Origin of the sequence: Mesorhizobium sp. B2-4-18, assembly GCF_006441385.1 — a bacterium.
GTDB lineage: Bacteria > Pseudomonadota > Alphaproteobacteria > Rhizobiales > Rhizobiaceae > Mesorhizobium > Mesorhizobium australicum.
Genome location: NZ_VFUW01000006.1, coordinates 1 through 16,442, shown reverse-complemented (window position 1 = coordinate 16,442; position 16,442 = coordinate 1). Strand labels below are relative to the sequence as shown.

The following is a 16,442-nucleotide window of genomic DNA, read 5'->3' as shown; positions in this document are numbered from 1 at the left end:
AGTGTGAGTTGACTTTTTCTGGGTATATTCCGGGTATATTAAGCCGCCAGCACTGCTTTCGGCTCGACCAGTTCGTAGCCGAGCGCTTCGGCGACCGCGCGGTTGGTGATCTTGCCCTTGTGGACATTTAGGCCGTTGCGCAGGTGATGGTCATCGACCAGAGCCTTCAGGCCCTTGTCCGCGAGTTGCAGACCATAGTGCAGCGTCGCGTTGTTGAGCGCGTGGGCCGAGGTGACCGGCACGGCACCTGGCATGTTGGCAACGCAGTAGTGGATCACGCCGTCGACCTCGTAGGTGGGCTCGGCATGGGTGGTGGCGTGCGAGGTCTCGAAGCAGCCGCCCTGGTCGATGGCGACATCGACCAGTACCGAGCCCTTCTTCATGCCGGACAGCATTTCGCGGCTGACGAGCTTCGGTGCGGCGGCGCCCGGGATGAGCACGGCGCCGACGACGATGTCGGCCGAGAAGCATTCTTCCTCGAGCGCCTCGACGGTCGAGTAACGGGTGTGGACCCGGCCGGCGAAGAGGTCGTCAAGCTGGCGCAGGCGCGGGATGGAGCGGTCGATGATGGTGACATCGGCGCCAAGGCCGGCGGCCATACGGGCCGCGTGCAGGCCAACGACGCCGCCGCCAAGCACGGTGACCTTGCCCGGCAGCACGCCGGGTACGCCGCCGAGCAGCACGCCGCGGCCGCCATTGGCCTTCTGCAGCGCCGTGGCGCCGGCCTGGATCGACAAGCGGCCGGCGACTTCCGACATCGGGGCCAGCAGCGGCAGGCCGCCACGATCGTCGGTCACGGTTTCGTAGGCGATCGCCGTCACGCCCGAGGCGAGCAGGCCCTTGGTCTGCTCCGGATCCGGAGCCAAATGGAGATAGGTGTACAGGATCTGGCCTTCGCGCAGCTGTGCCCATTCATTGGGCTGCGGCTCCTTGACCTTCACGATCATGTCCGACTTGGCGAACACGTCGGCGGCCGTCTTGGCGATGACGGCGCCGGCAGCGCGGTAGGCATTGTCATCGGCGCCGATGCCGGCGCCCGCGCCGGTCTCGACCAGCACTTCATGGCCATGGGCGACATATTCGCGAACCGAGCCCGGCGTCAGGCCGACACGGTATTCGTGGTTCTTGATTTCCTTGGGGCAGCCGATGCGCATTTTCTTCTCCTGATCCGGGCCCTTTTGGGCTCACTCCCTGTAGTGCTGGAGTGAACCATGAATCGGCGTGCAGGTGTTTGCGAATGCGCTTGCGCGAACAGGCCGGTTTCGATATTTGTTGCAAAAAATAAACGGATTTTCGCAGGAATCACGAAAAATGCCGCTCGACAGGATTGATATCGCCATTCTTGAGACTTTGCAGAAGGACGGGCGGATGCCGAACGCGGCCCTTGCCGAGAAGGTTGGCCTGTCGCAGTCGGCCTGCTCGCGGCGGCTCGACAATTTGGAGAAGTCCGGAACCATCCGCGGCTATCACGCCCGGCTGTCCAACGCGGCCCTTGGCCACCAGATGACGGCGATCGTCCACATATCGCTCTCCGGCCAGTTCGAAAAGACGCTGTCGGATTTCGAGGCGGCGATCAAACGCTGCCCCAACGTGCTGTCGTGCCACCTGATGTCGGGCGAGTACGACTATATCCTGAGGATCGCGGCCAAGGATCTCGTCGACTACGAGCGCATCCACAAGGAATGGCTGTCGGCGATGCCGCATGTGACGAAGATCAATTCGTCCTTCGCCCTGCGCGAAATCGTCGACCGGACGGCAATGGGTCTGAAGCCGGAGATGGCCTAGAGCCCTATACCGTGGCCGCCTCCGTCACGATCCGATCCATCGGGATGTCGTGCGGCTGCGGATAAATGGTGGCGATGCGCTGCAATTCGTAGCCGACACCGATGACCAGTGGCTTGAACGGCATGGCGGCCAGCGTACGGTCGAAGAAGCCGCCGCCATAGCCCAGGCGATAGCTTGCCGGATCAATGCCGACAATGGGCGAGATGACGATGTCCGGCAGCACCGGATCACCCTCTGCCGGAATCGGGATGTTCCAGACGCCCTTTTCCAACCGGTCGCCCGGTTTGTAGGCGCGGAAGATCAGCGGTTGCCCTTTCTCGACAACGATGGGCAGCGCGGTGCGACCGCCACGCTCATTGACGGACGCCATCCAGGGCCGCAGATCCGGCTCGCCGCGAAACGGCCAGTAAAGGCTGACCATGCGGCCCGCGATCTCGCCGACAAGTGCATCCAGCCCGCCGGCGATGCGTTGCGACATTGCTGTTCGGGCGTCGGCGGAAACTTCAAGCCGGGCGGCGATTAGCCTTTCGCGCTCGGCTTTGCGCCAACGCCGCACGTCGGTCCAGTCGCTGAGTGGTGCCTGGAACGCAGGGTCGAGCTCGTGCATGAAGCAGGGCGGCGAAGAGTATTGCGCCGGGCCCTGGTTGTCATGATCGTTAGCCATGCCTCACCTCATCTCATGTTCGATGACGCTATACCTCGCGATACGATAGAACATGTGCATTCACGACATGGAACGACGAGTCTCAAGCACTGTCCTGCCATTGTTGCATTGCACAAGATACCTACATCTAGGGCAGGCAATCTTGCCCATCAGGGGTGAATCAAATGAGCGATGCCAGACATCATGTCGTCGTCGTCGGTGCCGGGTTCGGCGGTCTCGAATTCACCCGCGCACTGGCCGGTGCACCGGTGCGCATTACCATGATCGACAAGCGCAACCATCATCTGTTCCAGCCGCTGCTCTATCAGGTGGCAACCACGGCGCTGGCAACCTCGGAGGTTGCCTGGCCGATCCGCCATCTCCTGCGCAAGCGCAAGGATGTGACGACACTGCTCGCCAATGTCACGGGTGTCGACCGGTCCGGCAAACGCGTTCTGCTCGACGACGGCAGCGCCGTCGCCTACGACACGCTGGTGCTCGCCACCGGCGCGCGCCATGCCTATTTCGGCCATGACGAATGGGAGCCTTTCGCGCCGGGCCTGAAGACTTTGGAGGATGCCACCACCATTCGGCGCCGCATTCTTCTGGCCTTCGAGCAGGCGGAGCGGGAATCTGACCCTGCCAGGCGCCAAGCGCTGCTGACCATTGTCATCGTCGGCGGCGGGCCGACCGGGGTCGAACTCGCCGGAACCATTGCCGAACTGGCACATGACACGCTGCGCGGCGAATTCCGCAACATCGATACGCGCCAGACGCGGGTGGTGCTGATCGAGGCCGGCGACCGCATTCTGGCCAATTTCGCGCCAAAGCTCTCCGACTACGCTCGGAAGGCGCTGGAACGGCTTGGCGTTTCGGTCGAGCTCGGCCGGGCCGTTACGCGCTGCGATGCCGACGGCGTGGTTTTTGGCGACACGATTCTGCCGGCCCGCACGATCCTGTGGGCAGCCGGCGTTGCCGCTTCGCCAGCCGCCGAATGGCTGGAAGCGAAGGCGGATCGGGCGGGCAGGGTGTTGGTCGAGCCTGATCTCAGCGTGCCCGGCAGCCCGGAGATTTTTGTCATCGGCGACGCCGCCCACGTGCTGCGGCCCGACGGGCGGCCCGTGCCCGGCGTCGCGCCTTCCGCCAAGCAGGAGGGACGGCATGTTGCCGCGACCGTCAAGGCCAGGCTTGCCGGCGACACCAGCCCGCGGCCTTTCCACTACAAGCACGCCGGCGATCTGGCGACGATCGGCAAGCGCGCCGCCGCCATTGATTTCGGCTGGATCAAGCTCACCGGTTGGCTTGCGTGGTGGCTTTGGGGCATTGCACATATCTATTTCCTGATCGGTTTTCGCAATCGGCTTGCGGTTTCGCTGAGCTGGCTATGGATCTACGTCACAGGCCAGCGCAGCGCCCGGCTGATCACCCAGGGCGACGACGACAAGACCTGACTTTCTTCACCGCGCCTTTCATCCGGCCGTCATCTGTTGCTGATGGATTGGCGTGCCAATGCGCGCGACTTCTTGAGTGGACTTGAGCTGATTTCAGCGCGAAGTTCGCTTCGGGGCAGGACTCGTCAGGTCGTTGAAGAAGGAGAAAACATGTCGCAACTGCTCCATCCCGTCTCTCGCCGTGGTCTCCTAGCCGGGGCCGCCGCCACAGGGGCGCTGATCGTGCTTCATCCCTTCTCCGCCCGGGCGCAGGCCAACCAGGCGCATCTAAGGATCATGGAAACCACCGATATCCATGTGAACGTGCTGCCTTATGACTACTACGCCGACAAAGCCAATGACACGATGGGCCTGTCGCGCACGGCCTCCCTCATCGACGCGGTGCGCAAGGAAGCCGCCAATTCGATGCTGATCGACAATGGCGACCTTTTGCAGGGCAACCCGATGGGCGACTACATCGCCTATGAGAAGGGCCTGAAGGAGGGCGATCTCCATCCGATCATGAAAGGCATGAACCTGCTCGGCTACGAGTGTTCGACACTGGGCAATCACGAATTCAACTATGGCCTGTCCTTTTTGGACAAGGTGCTGGCCGGCGCCAATTTCCCGTTCGTCTGCGCCAACCTGATCCGGGGTACCGAGCTTGCCGCCAACCCGCGCGACGACAAGCTCTACCTCAAGCCTTACGTAATCCTGGACAAGAAGATCAAGGACGGGTCAGGCTCGGAACAGCCGATCAGGGTCGGCATCATCGGTTTCGTGCCGCCGCAGATCATGGTCTGGGACCTCAAGAACCTCGAAGGCAACGTCAAGACACGCGACATTGTCGAAGCGGCGAGGGCGTGGGTGCCGCGGATGAAGGAGGAGGGCGCCGACATCGTCATCGCGCTCTCGCATTCCGGCATCGACGTCAAGCAGGGTGACATGATGGAGAATGCCTCGTTCTTCGTCGCCGGCGTCGAAGGCATCGACGCGGTCTTCACCGGCCACCAGCATCTGGTCTTCCCCGGCAAGAAAGATTTCCAGGCGCTCGAGGGCGTCGACGCACAGAAGGGGACGCTGCAAGGCAAGCCCGCCGTCATGGGCGGGTTCTGGGGCTCACATATGGGCCTGATCGACCTGATGCTGGAGCGCGACGGGTCGAAGTGGAAAGTGGTCTCGGCGACATCGGAGGCACGGCCGATCTTCGAGCGTGTCGACAACAAGAACAAGCCGACCGTCCCGGACGACAAGCGCATCATCGCCGCTCTCGAGCAGGACCACCAGGCGACGCTCGCCTATGTGCGCCGCCCTGTCGGCAAGACGTCCGCGCCGCTCTATTCCTATTTCGCGCTGGTCGCTGACGACCCGTCGGTGCAGGTCGTCAGCCAGGCGCAAACCTGGTACCTGAAGGACATATTGAAAAGCACACAGTGGAAGGACGTGCCGTTGCTGTCGGCGGCGGCCCCGTTCAAAGCCGGTGGACGCAACGGCGCCGATTACTATACCGATGTGCCGGCGGGCGACATCGCCATCAAGAACGTCGCCGACCTCTACCTCTATCCCAACACGGTGCGCGCCGTGGAAATCACCGGGGCTCAGGTCAAGGAATGGCTGGAAATGTCGGCCGGCATCTTCAACAAGATCGAGGCCGGGAAGGCCGACCAGGTCCTGATCAACACTGATTTTCCGTCCTACAATTTCGACGTCATCGACGGCGTCACCTACAGGATAGATCTGTCGCAGCCGCCGAAATACGATGCCAAGGGCGGCATCGCCAATGCCGGTTCCAATCGCATTGTTGAGCTTATGTTCGACGGAAAACCGATTGATCCGGCAGCGAAATTCGTTGTCGCGACCAACAATTACCGGGCTGGCGGCGGTGGCAATTTCCCCGACATCAATGCCGCGAAGATCATCTACGAGGCGCCGGACACCAACCGCGACGTCATCGTCCGCTACATCGTCAGCCAGGGCACCATCAACCCGTCGGCCGACGACAACTGGTCGTTCGCGCCGTTGCCGGGAACCAGCGTCGTCTTCGACACCGGCGTCAAGGCAAAGGACGTCATCGCCGATGTGAAGTCGCTGAAGATCGAACCTGCCGGCGAGGGCGAAGCTGGCTTTGCCCGATATCGCATCCTTCTCTGATCAGCCGTCAAAGCTGGATGCGGTCAGCCTTGGAGGGGCCGGCGGCACGAATCGCCTGGCATGACAAGATCCAGCGCATCGATGGAAATGCCGCCCGCAAAAGGAAGTCGACGTGCGTACCCAGCTACGCCTTGTAGACCACCTGGCGCACATCGATGTAGCTGGCTCGGAAGCCGGCTTCGCAATAGTGCAGGTAGAACTCCCAGAGTTTCTTGAAACGATCGTCGAAACCGAGCGGTACGATTTTCTCCCAGGACCCTCGGAAACGCTGGCGCCATTCGGCAAGCGTACGGGCATAGTCCTCGGGGAAAACGCGTTCGCGCAGATGGGCAAGGCCGTGCGCGGCGCCAAGTGATTTCAAGATGGACGGCGTCGGCAGCATGCCGCCCGGGAAGACGTAGCGCTGGATGAAATCCGGCCTGGCGCGATAGGTGTCGTAGGCGGCTTCGTTGATGGTGATGATCTGCAGCCCAGCCATGCCGCCGGGCTTCAGGCAGTCCTTCATCTTGGAGAAGAACACCGGCCAGTATTTCTCGCCGACCGCCTCGAACATCTCGATCGAGGCGATGCGATCGTAGGTGCCCGTTTCGTCGCGGTAATCCTGCAACTTGATGTCGACCTTTTCGGTAAGGCCGGCCTTGGCGATGCGCGCCTTGGCGAAGTCGTGCTGCTCGCGGCTGATGGTCAATCCGGTAACCCGGCAACCGATTTCGCGTGCCGCGAATTCGGCAAAGCCGCCCCAGCCGCAGCCAATCTCCAGCACATGATCTTTCCCGCCTATGCCGGTGTCCCTGGCCAGCGCCCGGTATTTGGCGGCCTGGGCGCTCTCGAGATCGTTGACGCCATTGGCGTAAAGCGCCGAGGAATAGGTCATGCTCGGGTCAAGCCATTCCTTGTAGAAGGCGTTGCCGAGATCGTAGTGCGCCGAGATATTACGCTTCGATCCGGTGCGTGTGTTCTCGTTGAACCAGTGACGGATGCGCTGGACTGTGTTGATGAGCCAGCTGGCGCCGCCGGCAACCCTTTCACCGAAGGCGGAGTTGACCACGAATAATTCCAGGAAGCTGGTGACGTCAGGGCTTTCCCAATCGCCGTCCATATAGGATTCGGCAACACCAATTGTGCCGCCGGAAAAGGCGCGGCCCGGCAGGCGCCAGTTCTTGAGCACCAGTTCGGCATCGGGCCCCGGCGCCTTTCCGCCGACGAGAACGGCGCGGCCGTCCGGCATCCAGACTTTCAGCGAACCGCGCGGCAGGTTCATCGCCGCCGACAGCACCATGCGCGCCTTGGCCGGCAGGCCCTTGACGATCTCGGCGAAATTGAACTCGTCGAGCCTGACCGCGTCGCCCGGCGCTATGCCATGATGTTCCCCGTGTGTCATTCCAAGCCCCTGGATCTCCGTGGTGCCGGCGCGATCGCCGAGCCGCGGTTCTCTTGGTTCATCCGCCGGGTTCGAACGCCATTGCCTGGTCCCGGTAGCTTGCGGATCCGGCGACAGGCGGGCTCGAACGAAGCGCGCGCCCCTTAGCCAGAGCTTCAGCGCTTCCCGATGAATGCCTGCGCCAATCTTCCACGCCATGAGGCGGAACTTCAAGAGGCATGCCAAGAGCTGGACTGTGCCACGCGGGCGGCTGGCATCCGCCGCCTTGCGGCAGGCTGCTGCCCGAAATCGAAAACGTCTATGGCAGCCGCGGCGCTAGTGCGATAGCTTTAGCCATGCGTTATGTGATTGTCATTGCCGCCATCGCGTTCTTCCTGATCTGGGACGGTCTCTACAATCAGGGCCGGTATCTCGACGTCACGGTCAGGGAACTCTCCCATGTCGTGCGCTACGTCACCGGAAAAGCCTGATATCCCCTCTTGAGATAGCAGCCTGGCGCCTCATTTGAGGTGCTCACCGGTGTGAGACGAGGTCCAGCCCGATCGAGGCGCGTCGCAAGGACGCGTGGCGCCATGACCGGTTGACGCAAAGAGACCGCCGTCACAAAAGACCCCGACATTTCAGATCGAGGAGGCGGGATTGATCCGGCATATCGTTTTCTTCAGCGCGCGCCGCAAGGAAGATGTGGAAGCAGTTCGCACCGGACTGCTGGCGCTTGGGGACATTCCTCATTCCAGTCTCTTCGAGGTCACGTTGAACACCAAGGTCGACCCGCTGTCGGATGAAGTCGATGTCGTCGTCTACGCGGAATTTGCCGATGACGCGGCGCTGGCAGCCTACAAGTCGCATCCGCTCTATGCGCAGACCACCAGCAAGGTCAAACCATTGCGCGAGCTGCGCTATTCCGCTGATGTCGTGGCTGGAAGCTGATCCCGTGCCGGGATAGCCTCATGTCAAGTCCAGTTGCGGCGGAAGGGAAAGTCCACGGCTGTTTCAGGTGGTTGTTGCGGGGCCGCCGCCGGCGGCATTGCGATCAAGTCTTGAACCGATCTTCCGAATGATGCACATCGCGCTTCCATGACCTCGTCAGGCATTCATCCGCTCGATCATCTGGTTCTGCCGACGCAGAGCCTCGATGTGGCGCGTGCCCGGCTCAACGCCCTTGGCTTCGTCGTCGCTCCGGCCGGAATCCATCCGTTTGGCACGGAAAACTGCTGCGTTTTCCTCGCCGACGGCACCTATCTGGAGCCGCTTGCGATCGGCCGTGAACAGGCTGCGATAGAGGCGGCTGCCGAGGGCAATGTCTTCGTTGCGCGCGATCGCCTCTATCGCGAAAGTCGTGGCAACGGGGGATTTTCCGCGGTGGTCCTCGGCACGGACAATGCCGATGACGACCATGAACGCTATGTCGAAGCGGGTCTGTCGGCGGGAGACAAGCTGAGCTTCTCCCGAGCCTTCACAGACACGGCGGGCAAAAGCGATACGGCGTCATTCAAGCTCGCCTTTGCCGCGGCTCCCGGCCAAACGGACGCATTTCTTTTTGCCTGTCAGCGCATCAACGCGCCGAGAGTAGACCGAGGAGCCTTGCAGGCTCACCCCAATGGGGTCGACGGAATTGTCGAGGTGGTTGCAATCAGCAGCGCTTCCGCCGAGCAGCATCGGCTGATTTCAGTGGCGGTCAATGATCAGGCCGCCGATGCGCACGACGGCGTTTTTCATCTGCCGAACGCGGTCTTGACCGTGCTGGACACCGCCGCTTTCACGGCGAGATTCGGCATACCGGCCGGTACGCCATCAGAATTGCACTTCGCCGCCGTGGTTTTTTCGATCCGCGACATTGGCGCCACCGCAGGTCTGCTTGCGGCCAATGCCGTCCAGCACGATATGTCGGGCAATGACATCATCGTGCGGCCGGCATCTGGGCAGGGCGCAGCCTTCATCTTTCGGGAGATCCCATGAGCAACCCCCTGGCGCCCAATTCGTCGGTAACCGTCGGCAACGTCGTCTTCGACAATGCGGGACCCCTGGCGCTGATCGCCGGCCCTTGCCAGTTCGAATCGCGCCAGCATGCCTTCGACATGGCCGGCACGCTGAAGGAGCTGACCGGTAGGCTCGGCATCGGCCTCGTCTACAAGACGAGTTACGACAAGGCCAATCGCACCTCGTTATCGGCAACGCGGGGTGCCGGCATGGATGCCGCGCTTCCCGTCTTCGACGAGTTGCGCAAGGAATTCTCGCTTCCCGTCCTGACCGATGTCCACACCGAGGAACAGTGCGCGATCGTGGCGCCGCATGTCGACGTGCTGCAGATTCCGGCCTTCCTGTCGCGCCAGACCGATATGCTGGTCGCCGCCGCGACGACGGGCAAGGTCATTAATGTGAAGAAGGGGCAATTCCTCGCGCCCTGGGACATGAAGAACGTCGTCGCCAAGATCACCGGCTCGGGCAATGCCAATGTGCTGACCACCGAGCGCGGCGCTTCTTTCGGCTACAACACGCTGGTGTCGGATATGCGGGCGCTGCCTGTCATGGCCGAGATCGGCGCCCCGGTGATCTTCGACGCCACCCATTCGGTGCAGCAGCCGGGCGGGCAGGGCGGATCGTCTGGCGGGGAGCGCCGCTTTGTCGAGACGCTGGCCCGCGCGGCCGTTGCCGTCGGCGTTGCCGGCGTCTTCATCGAGACCCACCAGGACCCCGACAATTCGACTTCCTCCGACGGTCCCAACATGCTGCCGCTAAAGGATATGCCGGCACTGCTGGAAAGGCTGATGGCCTTCGACAGGATTGCAAAGGGCTGAAAAGCCAATGTCGTAGCGGATAAGCCCCGGTTGTAGGCTCGTCCGGCAAATGAGCGCTTTGGCAAGAGGAAGCCAATGTCCGTCGCCCGCGTCACCGAAATCACCTCGTCGTCCAGGAAAAGCTTTCAAGACGCCATCGAGAAGGGAATTGCGCGCGCCGCGAAGACCCTGAAGAACGTCGAAGGCGCCTGGATCCAGGACCAGAAGATCGTCGTCGAGGATGGCAAGATCGCGGCCTATCGCGTCAATATGAAGGTGACTTTCATCCTCGCGGAGTGATTGGGCAGCCGCCAAAAAAGTCGGGAACTTTCGCCCGCGCCCCTCATTGTCAAAGTGCGGATTAACGACAACGAGGAGCAAACAATGACGACGCAAACAGGCCACACCGAAGCCATTGCCGCTTCGCGAGTCATCGGCACGACCGTCTACAACACCCAAGGCGACAGCATCGGCAGCATCGAGGACGTCATGCTCGACAAGACGTCGAACGGCATCATGTTCGCGGTGATTGGATTTGGCGGCTTTCTCGGCATTGGCGAGAAGTACCACGCCATCCCCTGGGCAAGCCTCGACTATGATGAGGCAAGGGGCGGCTATGTCATACCCTTCTCCAAGGAACAGCTGAAGGCAGCGCCTGCCCATTCCATCAACGAACTGGCCGGCGCGGATGGCGAGAGCGCGCGCGACGAGTCATACGAATATTACAAGGTCGCGCCCTACTGGCATTGACGCCACAATCGAAAAGGGGGTCGTTTCCACGGCCCCCTTTTTGATTCAAACGCAACGCTACTCGCTGATGTGCAAAGCCGGCAAAGACGCAATAGCCTTTGGCGGCGACTGCTGGTTGTCGCATGACGTCAGGAACGCCGCGGCGATCAGGAACAGACTGACAATACCGCTCACCTCAGACATGGCGAACCCCTCCTGTTTCGCCCCACGATAACATTCCTAACCCGAAATGCGCGTCCGGTGGCATGACTTATGATGACAGGAAATTGCGCTTCGTGAATCGGGCGGGCGGCACTATTCGATCAGGCCCCGATTGCCTTTTGCGTCGCTTTGGCTAAGACGGGCGCGACGTTTTCTCCAGATCAATCGAGGACATCGCAATGACCGCCATCATCGACATTGTCGGGCGTGAAATCCTGGACAGCCGTGGAAACCCGACCGTCGAGGTCGATGTTGTTCTCGAAGACGGTTCGATGGGCCGCGCCGCGGTGCCGTCGGGTGCCTCCACCGGCGCCCACGAAGCCGTCGAGCTTCGCGACGGCGGCGCCCGCTACCTTGGCAAGGGCGTGCTCAGGGCCGTCGAGGCGGTCAATGGCGAATTGTTCGAGGCGATCGGCGGCATGGAAGCCGAAAACCAGATCCATATCGATCAGACCATGATTGAGCTTGATGGCACGCCCAACAAGAGCCGGCTCGGCGCCAACGCCATCTTGGGCGTTTCGCTGGCGGTCGCGAAGGCCGCGGCCGATGCAGCCGGGCTGCCGCTCTACCGCTATGTCGGCGGCACCAAGGCGCATGTCCTGCCTGTGCCGATGATGAACATCATCAATGGTGGCGCGCATGCCGACAATCCGATCGACTTCCAGGAATTCATGATCCTGCCGGTCGGTGCGCCGACGCTGCGCGAAGGCGTGCGCTGGGGCTCGGAAATCTTCCACACGCTGCGCAAGAAGCTGAAGGATGCCGGCCACAACACCAATGTCGGCGACGAGGGCGGCTTCGCCCCGAACCTGAAGAGCGCGCCGGTGGCGCTCGACTTCATCATGGAATCGATCGAGAAGGCCGGATTCAAACCAGGTGAAGAGATCGCGCTCGGCCTCGATTGCGCCGCGACCGAGTTCTTCAAGGACGGCAACTATGTCTATGAGGGCGAGAAGAAGACGCGCGATCCCAAGGCGCAAGCCAAGTACCTCGCCAAGCTCGCGGCCGACTATCCGATCATCTCGATCGAGGATGGCCTTGCCGAGGACGATTGGGAAGGCTGGAAGTACCTGACCGACCTGATCGGCAAGAAGACGCAGCTCGTTGGTGACGATCTCTTCGTCACCAACACGGCGCGCCTGCGCGACGGCATCCGCATGGGCGTCGCCAACTCGATCCTGGTCAAGGTCAACCAGATCGGCTCGCTGACCGAGACGCTGGATGCCGTCGAGACCGCGCACAAGGCTGCCTACACCGCCGTCATGTCGCACCGTTCGGGCGAAACCGAGGATTCGACCATTGCCGATCTCGCCGTCGCCACCAATTGCGGGCAGATCAAGACCGGCTCGCTGTCGCGCTCCGACCGCATGGCCAAATACAACCAGCTGATCCGCATCGAGGAAGAACTCGGCAAGCAGGCGCATTACGCCGGCAAGTCGGTGATCAAGGGCTGATCCGGCCGCACATCGTTGATACGGAGAGGGCGGGACATCCCGCCCTTTTTCATTTCAGGCCGGCATGGCGGTCTCCCGTAACCGTCCGTTAAGCACAATCAGGCGAAAAAGACTTCGAGCCGTTTGAGTTCGCGGCACGGGGAATCGGTTATGTGGACGCGTCAGCACAAGCAGAGAAACACCGGCCGGCTGATCATTCCCTCGCTGTGCGTGCTGTTCCTGGCTTATTTCGGCTTCCATGCCTATCACGGTGAATTCGGCATCAATTCGAAATACAAGCTTGAGGCCGAGACGGTTGCGTTGCAGGGTCAGCTCGATGCGATCAAGGCACGCAGGATGGAACTCGAGCGGCGCGTCAAGCTCATGCACGACGGCACGCTGGAGAAGGACATGCTCGACGAGCAGGCGCGCAAGGCACTCAATCTGTCGCAGGCCGACGAGATCACCATCATGCTGCCGGCTCCGGCGAAGTAACCAATTTCAGGTTAATCACCAATATTTTCAATGATTTTAATTGCTTAGGCGCATGCCAGCTATGCAATTTCGACATGGCGGAACGCCTTTCTACGTGTTAGCCTCCCATAAATCGAAGGGGAGGGCGATCTCCCCGGAGCAGTTTGATCTTGCTCCAGTGTCCGCAAAGAGACGCCAACAGGGAGTGATGCATGGCCACCGCAGCCAGAAAAGCGCCTGCCAAATCGAAATCCGACGGCAAACCCGGTCTATCAGCACCCAAGCCTGTTGACTTCACCAAGGACGAAGAGCTTGCCGCCTACCGGCACATGCTGCTCATCCGCCGTTTCGAGGAGAAGGCCGGCCAGCTCTACGGCATGGGCTTCATTGGCGGTTTCTGTCACCTCTATATCGGCCAGGAAGCGGTCGTCACCGGCATGAAGATGGCGCTGATCGACGGCGATCAGATGATCACGGCCTATCGCGATCACGGCCACATGCTGGCGATGGAGCTGTCGCCGCGTGGCGTGATGGCCGAGCTGACCGGACGCCGCGGCGGCTTGTCCAGAGGCAAGGGCGGTTCCATGCACATGTTCTCCAAGGAGAAGCATTTCTATGGCGGTCACGGCATTGTCGGTGCGCAGGTGTCGCTTGGAACAGGTCTGGCCTTTGCCAACCGCTACCGCGACAACAACAATGTCTCGCTGACCTATTTCGGCGACGGCGCCGCCAACCAGGGCCAGGTCTACGAAAGCTTCAACATGGCCTCGCTGTGGAAGCTGCCGGTGATCTACATCATCGAGAACAACCGCTACGCCATGGGCACCTCGGTGTCGCGCTCTTCGGCGGAAACCAATTTTTCGCATCGTGGCGCGTCGTTCAAGATTCCGGGCATCCAGGTCGACGGCATGGATGTGCGTGCGGTGAAGGCGGCTGGCGATCTGGCTACCGAGTGGTGCCGTGCCGGCAATGGGCCGATCATTCTCGAAATGCAGACTTATCGCTATCGCGGCCACTCGATGTCCGACCCGGCGAAATATCGCTCCAAGGAAGAAGTCCAGAAGATGCGCTCCGATCATGATCCGATCGAGCAGGTCAAGGCGCGGCTCATCGAGAAGAAGTGGGCGACCGAGGACGAACTCAAGACCGTCGACAAGGAGGTTCGCGACATCGTCGCCGACGCCGCCGAATTTGCCCAGCACGACGCGGAGCCGGATCCGTCCGAGCTCTGGACCGATATCGTATTGTAAGGGAGGGCCAGGACATGCCGATCGAAATTCTCATGCCCGCCCTCTCGCCGACCATGGAAGAGGGCAATCTTTCCAAGTGGTTGAAGAACGAGGGCGACAAGGTCGTCGCCGGCGACGTCATTGCCGAGATCGAAACCGACAAGGCGACGATGGAAGTCGAAGCCGTCGACGAAGGTACGCTGGGCAAGATCCTGATCGCCGCCGGCACCGAAGGCGTCAAGGTCAACACGCCGATCGCCGTTCTGCTGCAGGATGGCGAAAGTTCTGGCGACATCGACAAGGCCTCCAAGGCGGCTCCCGCCTCGACGCAAGACGCGGTGTCAACTGGTGGGCAGCGCGCCGACGCGGCCGAGGAAGGCTCGCAGCGGGCGCCGCAGGATGCTGGAGAGGCGCCGAAAGCCTCCGTCCCCGCCGCCCCGGTGGTCAACCTCGCTGCCGATCCGGACATTCCTCCCGGCACCGAAATGGTCTCGACCACGGTGCGCGAGGCGCTGCGTGATGCCATGGCCGAGGAAATGCGCCGCGACGGCGATGTCTTCGTCATGGGTGAGGAAGTCGCCGAATACCAGGGCGCCTACAAGATCACACAGGGCTTGCTGCAGGAATTTGGGCCGCGTCGCGTCGTCGACACGCCGATTACCGAGCATGGTTTTGCCGGCGTTGGTGTCGGTGCGGCGATGGCTGGACTGAAGCCGATCGTCGAGTTCATGACCTTCAACTTCGCCATGCAGGCGATCGACCAGATCATCAACTCCGCCGCCAAGACGCTCTATATGTCGGGCGGCCAGATGGGCGCGCCGATCGTGTTCCGCGGGCCAAATGGCGCGGCGGCTCGCGTCGCGGCACAGCACTCGCAGTGCTATGCCGCCTGGTACAGCCACATTCCAGGCCTGAAGGTGGTGATGCCATACACGGCCGCCGACGCAAAGGGCTTGCTCAAGGCAGCGATCCGCGATCCGAACCCGGTCATCTTCCTCGAGAATGAAATCCTCTACGGCCAGTCCTTCGACGTTCCGAAGCTGGACGACTTCGTGCTGCCGATCGGCAAGGCGCGCATCCACAAGGCAGGCAAGGATGTCACCATCGTCTCCTTCGGCATCGGCATGACCTATGCGGTGAAGGCTGAAGCCGAGCTGCGCGGCATGGGCATCGACGCCGAGATCATCGACCTCAGGACTATCCGTCCGCTCGATCTCGACACCGTCATCGCCTCGGTCAAGAAGACCAACCGGCTGGTCGTGGTCGAAGAAGGCTACCCGCAGAATTCGGTTGGCGACCACATCGCCAACCAGGTCTCGCAGCGCGCCTTCGATTTCCTCGACGCACCGGTCATCACCATTGCCGGCAAGGACGTGCCGATGCCTTATGCGGCGAACCTCGAAAAACTGGCTTTGCCGAATGTCGGCGAGGTCATCGAGGCCGTCAAAGCCGTCGCATATCGCTGAACCGGGTGGGAGGACAATATGCCAATCAACATCACCATGCCGGCGCTCTCGCCCACTATGGAAGAGGGCAATCTTTCCAAGTGGCTGGTCAAGGAAGGCGACAAGGTTTCGCCCGGCGACGTGATCGCCGAGATCGAAACCGACAAGGCGACGATGGAGGTCGAAGCCGTCGATGAGGGCACGGTTGCCAAGCTCGTCGTGCCGGCCGGAACCGAGGGCGTCAAGGTCAACGCGCTGATCGCGGTGCTTGCGGCGGAAGGCGAAGATGCCGGCGCGGCGACGAAAAGCGGCGGCGCCACACCGGCGAAAGCCGAAGCTCCGAAAGCGGATGCGCCCAAAGCCGAAGCGCCGAAGGCTGAAGCGCCAAAGGCCGAGGCCGAGGCCCCAAAGGCGCAGGCGGCTCCGGCCGCCAATGGCAACGCGGCTGGCGACCGCACCTTTGCATCGCCGCTTGCCCGCCGTATCGCCAAGGACGCCGGCGTCGACGTCTCTGCGGTCACCGGCACCGGCCCGCACGGCCGCGTGGTCAAGGCTGACGTAGATGCCGCGATTGCCGGTGGTGGCGCCAAGGCGGCACCGGCTGCCAAGGCTCCGGCCGGCGCGCCTGCCTCCACCCCGGCGGTAAAGGCGATGTCGGACGAGCAGGTGCTGAAACTGTTCGAGGAAGGCTCCTACGAACTCGTCCCGCACGACAATATGCGCAAGACCATCGCGCGGCGCCT

At 61.9% G+C, this 16,442-nt stretch carries 18 protein-coding genes; 14 read left to right on the top strand and 4 right to left on the bottom strand.

Annotated features, from left to right (window positions below; translation table 11 throughout):
* Positions 1-38: 38 nt before the first annotated feature.
* Entirely contained in the window at positions 39-1,154 is a 1,116-nt protein-coding gene (gene ald, locus FJ527_RS15670) for an alanine dehydrogenase (protein ID WP_140793731.1), read from the bottom strand.
* A gap of 157 nt (positions 1,155-1,311) precedes the next feature.
* Between ald and FJ527_RS15665 the strand changes: the two genes are divergently transcribed.
* A complete protein-coding gene (locus FJ527_RS15665; RefSeq protein ID WP_015317948.1) occupies positions 1,312-1,785 on the top strand; it encodes an Lrp/AsnC family transcriptional regulator in 474 nt (157 codons plus the stop codon).
* 4 nt (positions 1,786-1,789) lie between these two features.
* On the opposite strand, the gene FJ527_RS15660 is transcribed toward FJ527_RS15665, so the two are convergent.
* Positions 1,790-2,449, bottom strand: a complete 660-nt coding sequence (locus FJ527_RS15660) for a 5-formyltetrahydrofolate cyclo-ligase (protein ID WP_015317947.1) — start codon at positions 2,447-2,449, stop codon at positions 1,790-1,792.
* 164 nt (positions 2,450-2,613) lie between these two features.
* On the opposite strand from FJ527_RS15660, the gene FJ527_RS15655 reads away from it, so the two are divergent.
* Positions 2,614-3,879 carry an NAD(P)/FAD-dependent oxidoreductase gene (locus FJ527_RS15655; RefSeq protein WP_140619574.1) on the top strand — a complete coding sequence of 422 codons (1,266 nt, stop codon included), beginning with the start codon at positions 2,614-2,616 and terminating at the stop codon, positions 3,877-3,879.
* A gap of 150 nt (positions 3,880-4,029) precedes the next feature.
* Positions 4,030-6,009 (top strand): bifunctional 2',3'-cyclic-nucleotide 2'-phosphodiesterase/3'-nucleotidase, encoded by a 1,980-nt coding sequence (locus FJ527_RS15650; RefSeq protein WP_140717251.1) that lies wholly within the window; start codon positions 4,030-4,032, stop codon positions 6,007-6,009.
* Positions 6,010-6,133: 124 nt separating this feature from the next.
* On the opposite strand, the gene FJ527_RS15645 is transcribed toward FJ527_RS15650, so the two are convergent.
* Positions 6,134-7,390: a cyclopropane-fatty-acyl-phospholipid synthase family protein gene (locus FJ527_RS15645; RefSeq protein ID WP_140619578.1), complete on the bottom strand. Its 1,257-nt coding sequence runs from the start codon at positions 7,388-7,390 to the stop codon at positions 6,134-6,136.
* A 335-nt stretch (positions 7,391-7,725) separates the two neighbouring features.
* On the opposite strand from FJ527_RS15645, the gene FJ527_RS29835 reads away from it, so the two are divergent.
* The 6 genes from FJ527_RS29835 to FJ527_RS15620 all read left to right on the top strand — a co-directional run bounded on the left by FJ527_RS29835 (position 7,726) and on the right by FJ527_RS15620 (position 10,917).
* Positions 7,726-7,860, top strand: a complete 135-nt coding sequence (locus FJ527_RS29835) for a hypothetical protein (RefSeq protein ID WP_023773660.1) — start codon at positions 7,726-7,728, stop codon at positions 7,858-7,860.
* Positions 7,861-8,029: 169 nt separating this feature from the next.
* Positions 8,030-8,320: a Dabb family protein gene (locus FJ527_RS15640; protein WP_015317942.1), complete on the top strand. Its 291-nt coding sequence runs from the start codon at positions 8,030-8,032 to the stop codon at positions 8,318-8,320.
* Positions 8,321-8,467: 147 nt separating this feature from the next.
* Positions 8,468-9,349, top strand: a complete 882-nt coding sequence (locus FJ527_RS15635) for a VOC family protein (protein WP_140717250.1) — start codon at positions 8,468-8,470, stop codon at positions 9,347-9,349.
* The gene (gene kdsA, locus FJ527_RS15630; protein WP_140717248.1) at positions 9,346-10,188 is read left to right on the top strand and encodes a 3-deoxy-8-phosphooctulonate synthase; all 843 of its coding nucleotides are present in this window, start codon (positions 9,346-9,348) and stop codon (positions 10,186-10,188) included. Before FJ527_RS15635 ends, kdsA begins: the two co-directional genes overlap by 4 nt.
* A gap of 75 nt (positions 10,189-10,263) precedes the next feature.
* Entirely contained in the window at positions 10,264-10,467 is a 204-nt protein-coding gene (locus FJ527_RS15625) for a dodecin family protein (protein ID WP_015317939.1), read from the top strand.
* 84 nt (positions 10,468-10,551) lie between these two features.
* Positions 10,552-10,917, top strand: a complete 366-nt coding sequence (locus tag FJ527_RS15620) for a PRC-barrel domain-containing protein (RefSeq protein ID WP_015317938.1) — start codon at positions 10,552-10,554, stop codon at positions 10,915-10,917.
* Between the two features lie 57 nt (positions 10,918-10,974).
* Here the strand turns inward: FJ527_RS15620 and FJ527_RS29830 are convergent, their stop codons facing one another.
* Positions 10,975-11,100 (bottom strand): hypothetical protein, encoded by a 126-nt coding sequence (locus FJ527_RS29830; RefSeq protein ID WP_140717246.1) that lies wholly within the window; start codon positions 11,098-11,100, stop codon positions 10,975-10,977.
* A gap of 197 nt (positions 11,101-11,297) precedes the next feature.
* On the opposite strand from FJ527_RS29830, the gene eno reads away from it, so the two are divergent.
* From eno to FJ527_RS15590, 5 genes are all read left to right on the top strand, one after another.
* Positions 11,298-12,572 carry a phosphopyruvate hydratase gene (gene eno, locus FJ527_RS15610; RefSeq protein WP_015317936.1) on the top strand — a complete coding sequence of 425 codons (1,275 nt, stop codon included), beginning with the start codon at positions 11,298-11,300 and terminating at the stop codon, positions 12,570-12,572.
* Positions 12,573-12,722: 150 nt separating this feature from the next.
* Positions 12,723-13,046 carry a septum formation initiator family protein gene (locus FJ527_RS15605; RefSeq protein WP_140619588.1) on the top strand — a complete coding sequence of 108 codons (324 nt, stop codon included), beginning with the start codon at positions 12,723-12,725 and terminating at the stop codon, positions 13,044-13,046.
* 191 nt (positions 13,047-13,237) lie between these two features.
* Positions 13,238-14,275: a pyruvate dehydrogenase (acetyl-transferring) E1 component subunit alpha gene (gene pdhA / locus FJ527_RS15600; RefSeq protein ID WP_015317934.1), complete on the top strand. Its 1,038-nt coding sequence runs from the start codon at positions 13,238-13,240 to the stop codon at positions 14,273-14,275.
* Positions 14,276-14,289: 14 nt separating this feature from the next.
* Complete coding sequence (locus FJ527_RS15595; protein ID WP_140619592.1) at positions 14,290-15,720, top strand: pyruvate dehydrogenase complex E1 component subunit beta; 1,431 nt, start codon at positions 14,290-14,292, stop codon at positions 15,718-15,720.
* A gap of 18 nt (positions 15,721-15,738) precedes the next feature.
* Positions 15,739-16,442: biotin/lipoyl-containing protein (locus tag FJ527_RS15590; RefSeq protein WP_140823547.1), on the top strand; the 704-nt coding region annotated here is incomplete at its 3' end.

What these genes read in the sequence shown, in the direction of transcription:
- ald (WP_140793731.1), bottom strand. Translation starts at nt 1,154, where the DNA reads ATGCGCATCGGCTGCCCCAAGGAAATCAAGAACCACGAATACCGTGTC.
- FJ527_RS15665 (WP_015317948.1), top strand. Translation starts at nt 1,312, where the DNA reads ATGCCGCTCGACAGGATTGATATCGCCATTCTTGAGACTTTGCAGAAG.
- FJ527_RS15660 (WP_015317947.1), bottom strand. Translation starts at nt 2,449, where the DNA reads ATGGCTAACGATCATGACAACCAGGGCCCGGCGCAATACTCTTCGCCG.
- FJ527_RS15655 (WP_140619574.1), top strand. Translation starts at nt 2,614, where the DNA reads ATGAGCGATGCCAGACATCATGTCGTCGTCGTCGGTGCCGGGTTCGGC.
- FJ527_RS15650 (WP_140717251.1), top strand. Translation starts at nt 4,030, where the DNA reads ATGTCGCAACTGCTCCATCCCGTCTCTCGCCGTGGTCTCCTAGCCGGG.
- FJ527_RS15645 (WP_140619578.1), bottom strand. Translation starts at nt 7,390, where the DNA reads ATGACACACGGGGAACATCATGGCATAGCGCCGGGCGACGCGGTCAGG.
- FJ527_RS29835 (WP_023773660.1), top strand. Translation starts at nt 7,726, where the DNA reads ATGCGTTATGTGATTGTCATTGCCGCCATCGCGTTCTTCCTGATCTGG.
- FJ527_RS15635 (WP_140717250.1), top strand. Translation starts at nt 8,468, where the DNA reads ATGACCTCGTCAGGCATTCATCCGCTCGATCATCTGGTTCTGCCGACG.
- kdsA (WP_140717248.1), top strand. Translation starts at nt 9,346, where the DNA reads ATGAGCAACCCCCTGGCGCCCAATTCGTCGGTAACCGTCGGCAACGTC.
- FJ527_RS15625 (WP_015317939.1), top strand. Translation starts at nt 10,264, where the DNA reads ATGTCCGTCGCCCGCGTCACCGAAATCACCTCGTCGTCCAGGAAAAGC.
- FJ527_RS15620 (WP_015317938.1), top strand. Translation starts at nt 10,552, where the DNA reads ATGACGACGCAAACAGGCCACACCGAAGCCATTGCCGCTTCGCGAGTC.
- FJ527_RS29830 (WP_140717246.1), bottom strand. Translation starts at nt 11,100, where the DNA reads ATGTCTGAGGTGAGCGGTATTGTCAGTCTGTTCCTGATCGCCGCGGCG.
- eno (WP_015317936.1), top strand. Translation starts at nt 11,298, where the DNA reads ATGACCGCCATCATCGACATTGTCGGGCGTGAAATCCTGGACAGCCGT.
- FJ527_RS15605 (WP_140619588.1), top strand. Translation starts at nt 12,723, where the DNA reads ATGTGGACGCGTCAGCACAAGCAGAGAAACACCGGCCGGCTGATCATT.
- pdhA (WP_015317934.1), top strand. Translation starts at nt 13,238, where the DNA reads ATGGCCACCGCAGCCAGAAAAGCGCCTGCCAAATCGAAATCCGACGGC.
- FJ527_RS15595 (WP_140619592.1), top strand. Translation starts at nt 14,290, where the DNA reads ATGCCGATCGAAATTCTCATGCCCGCCCTCTCGCCGACCATGGAAGAG.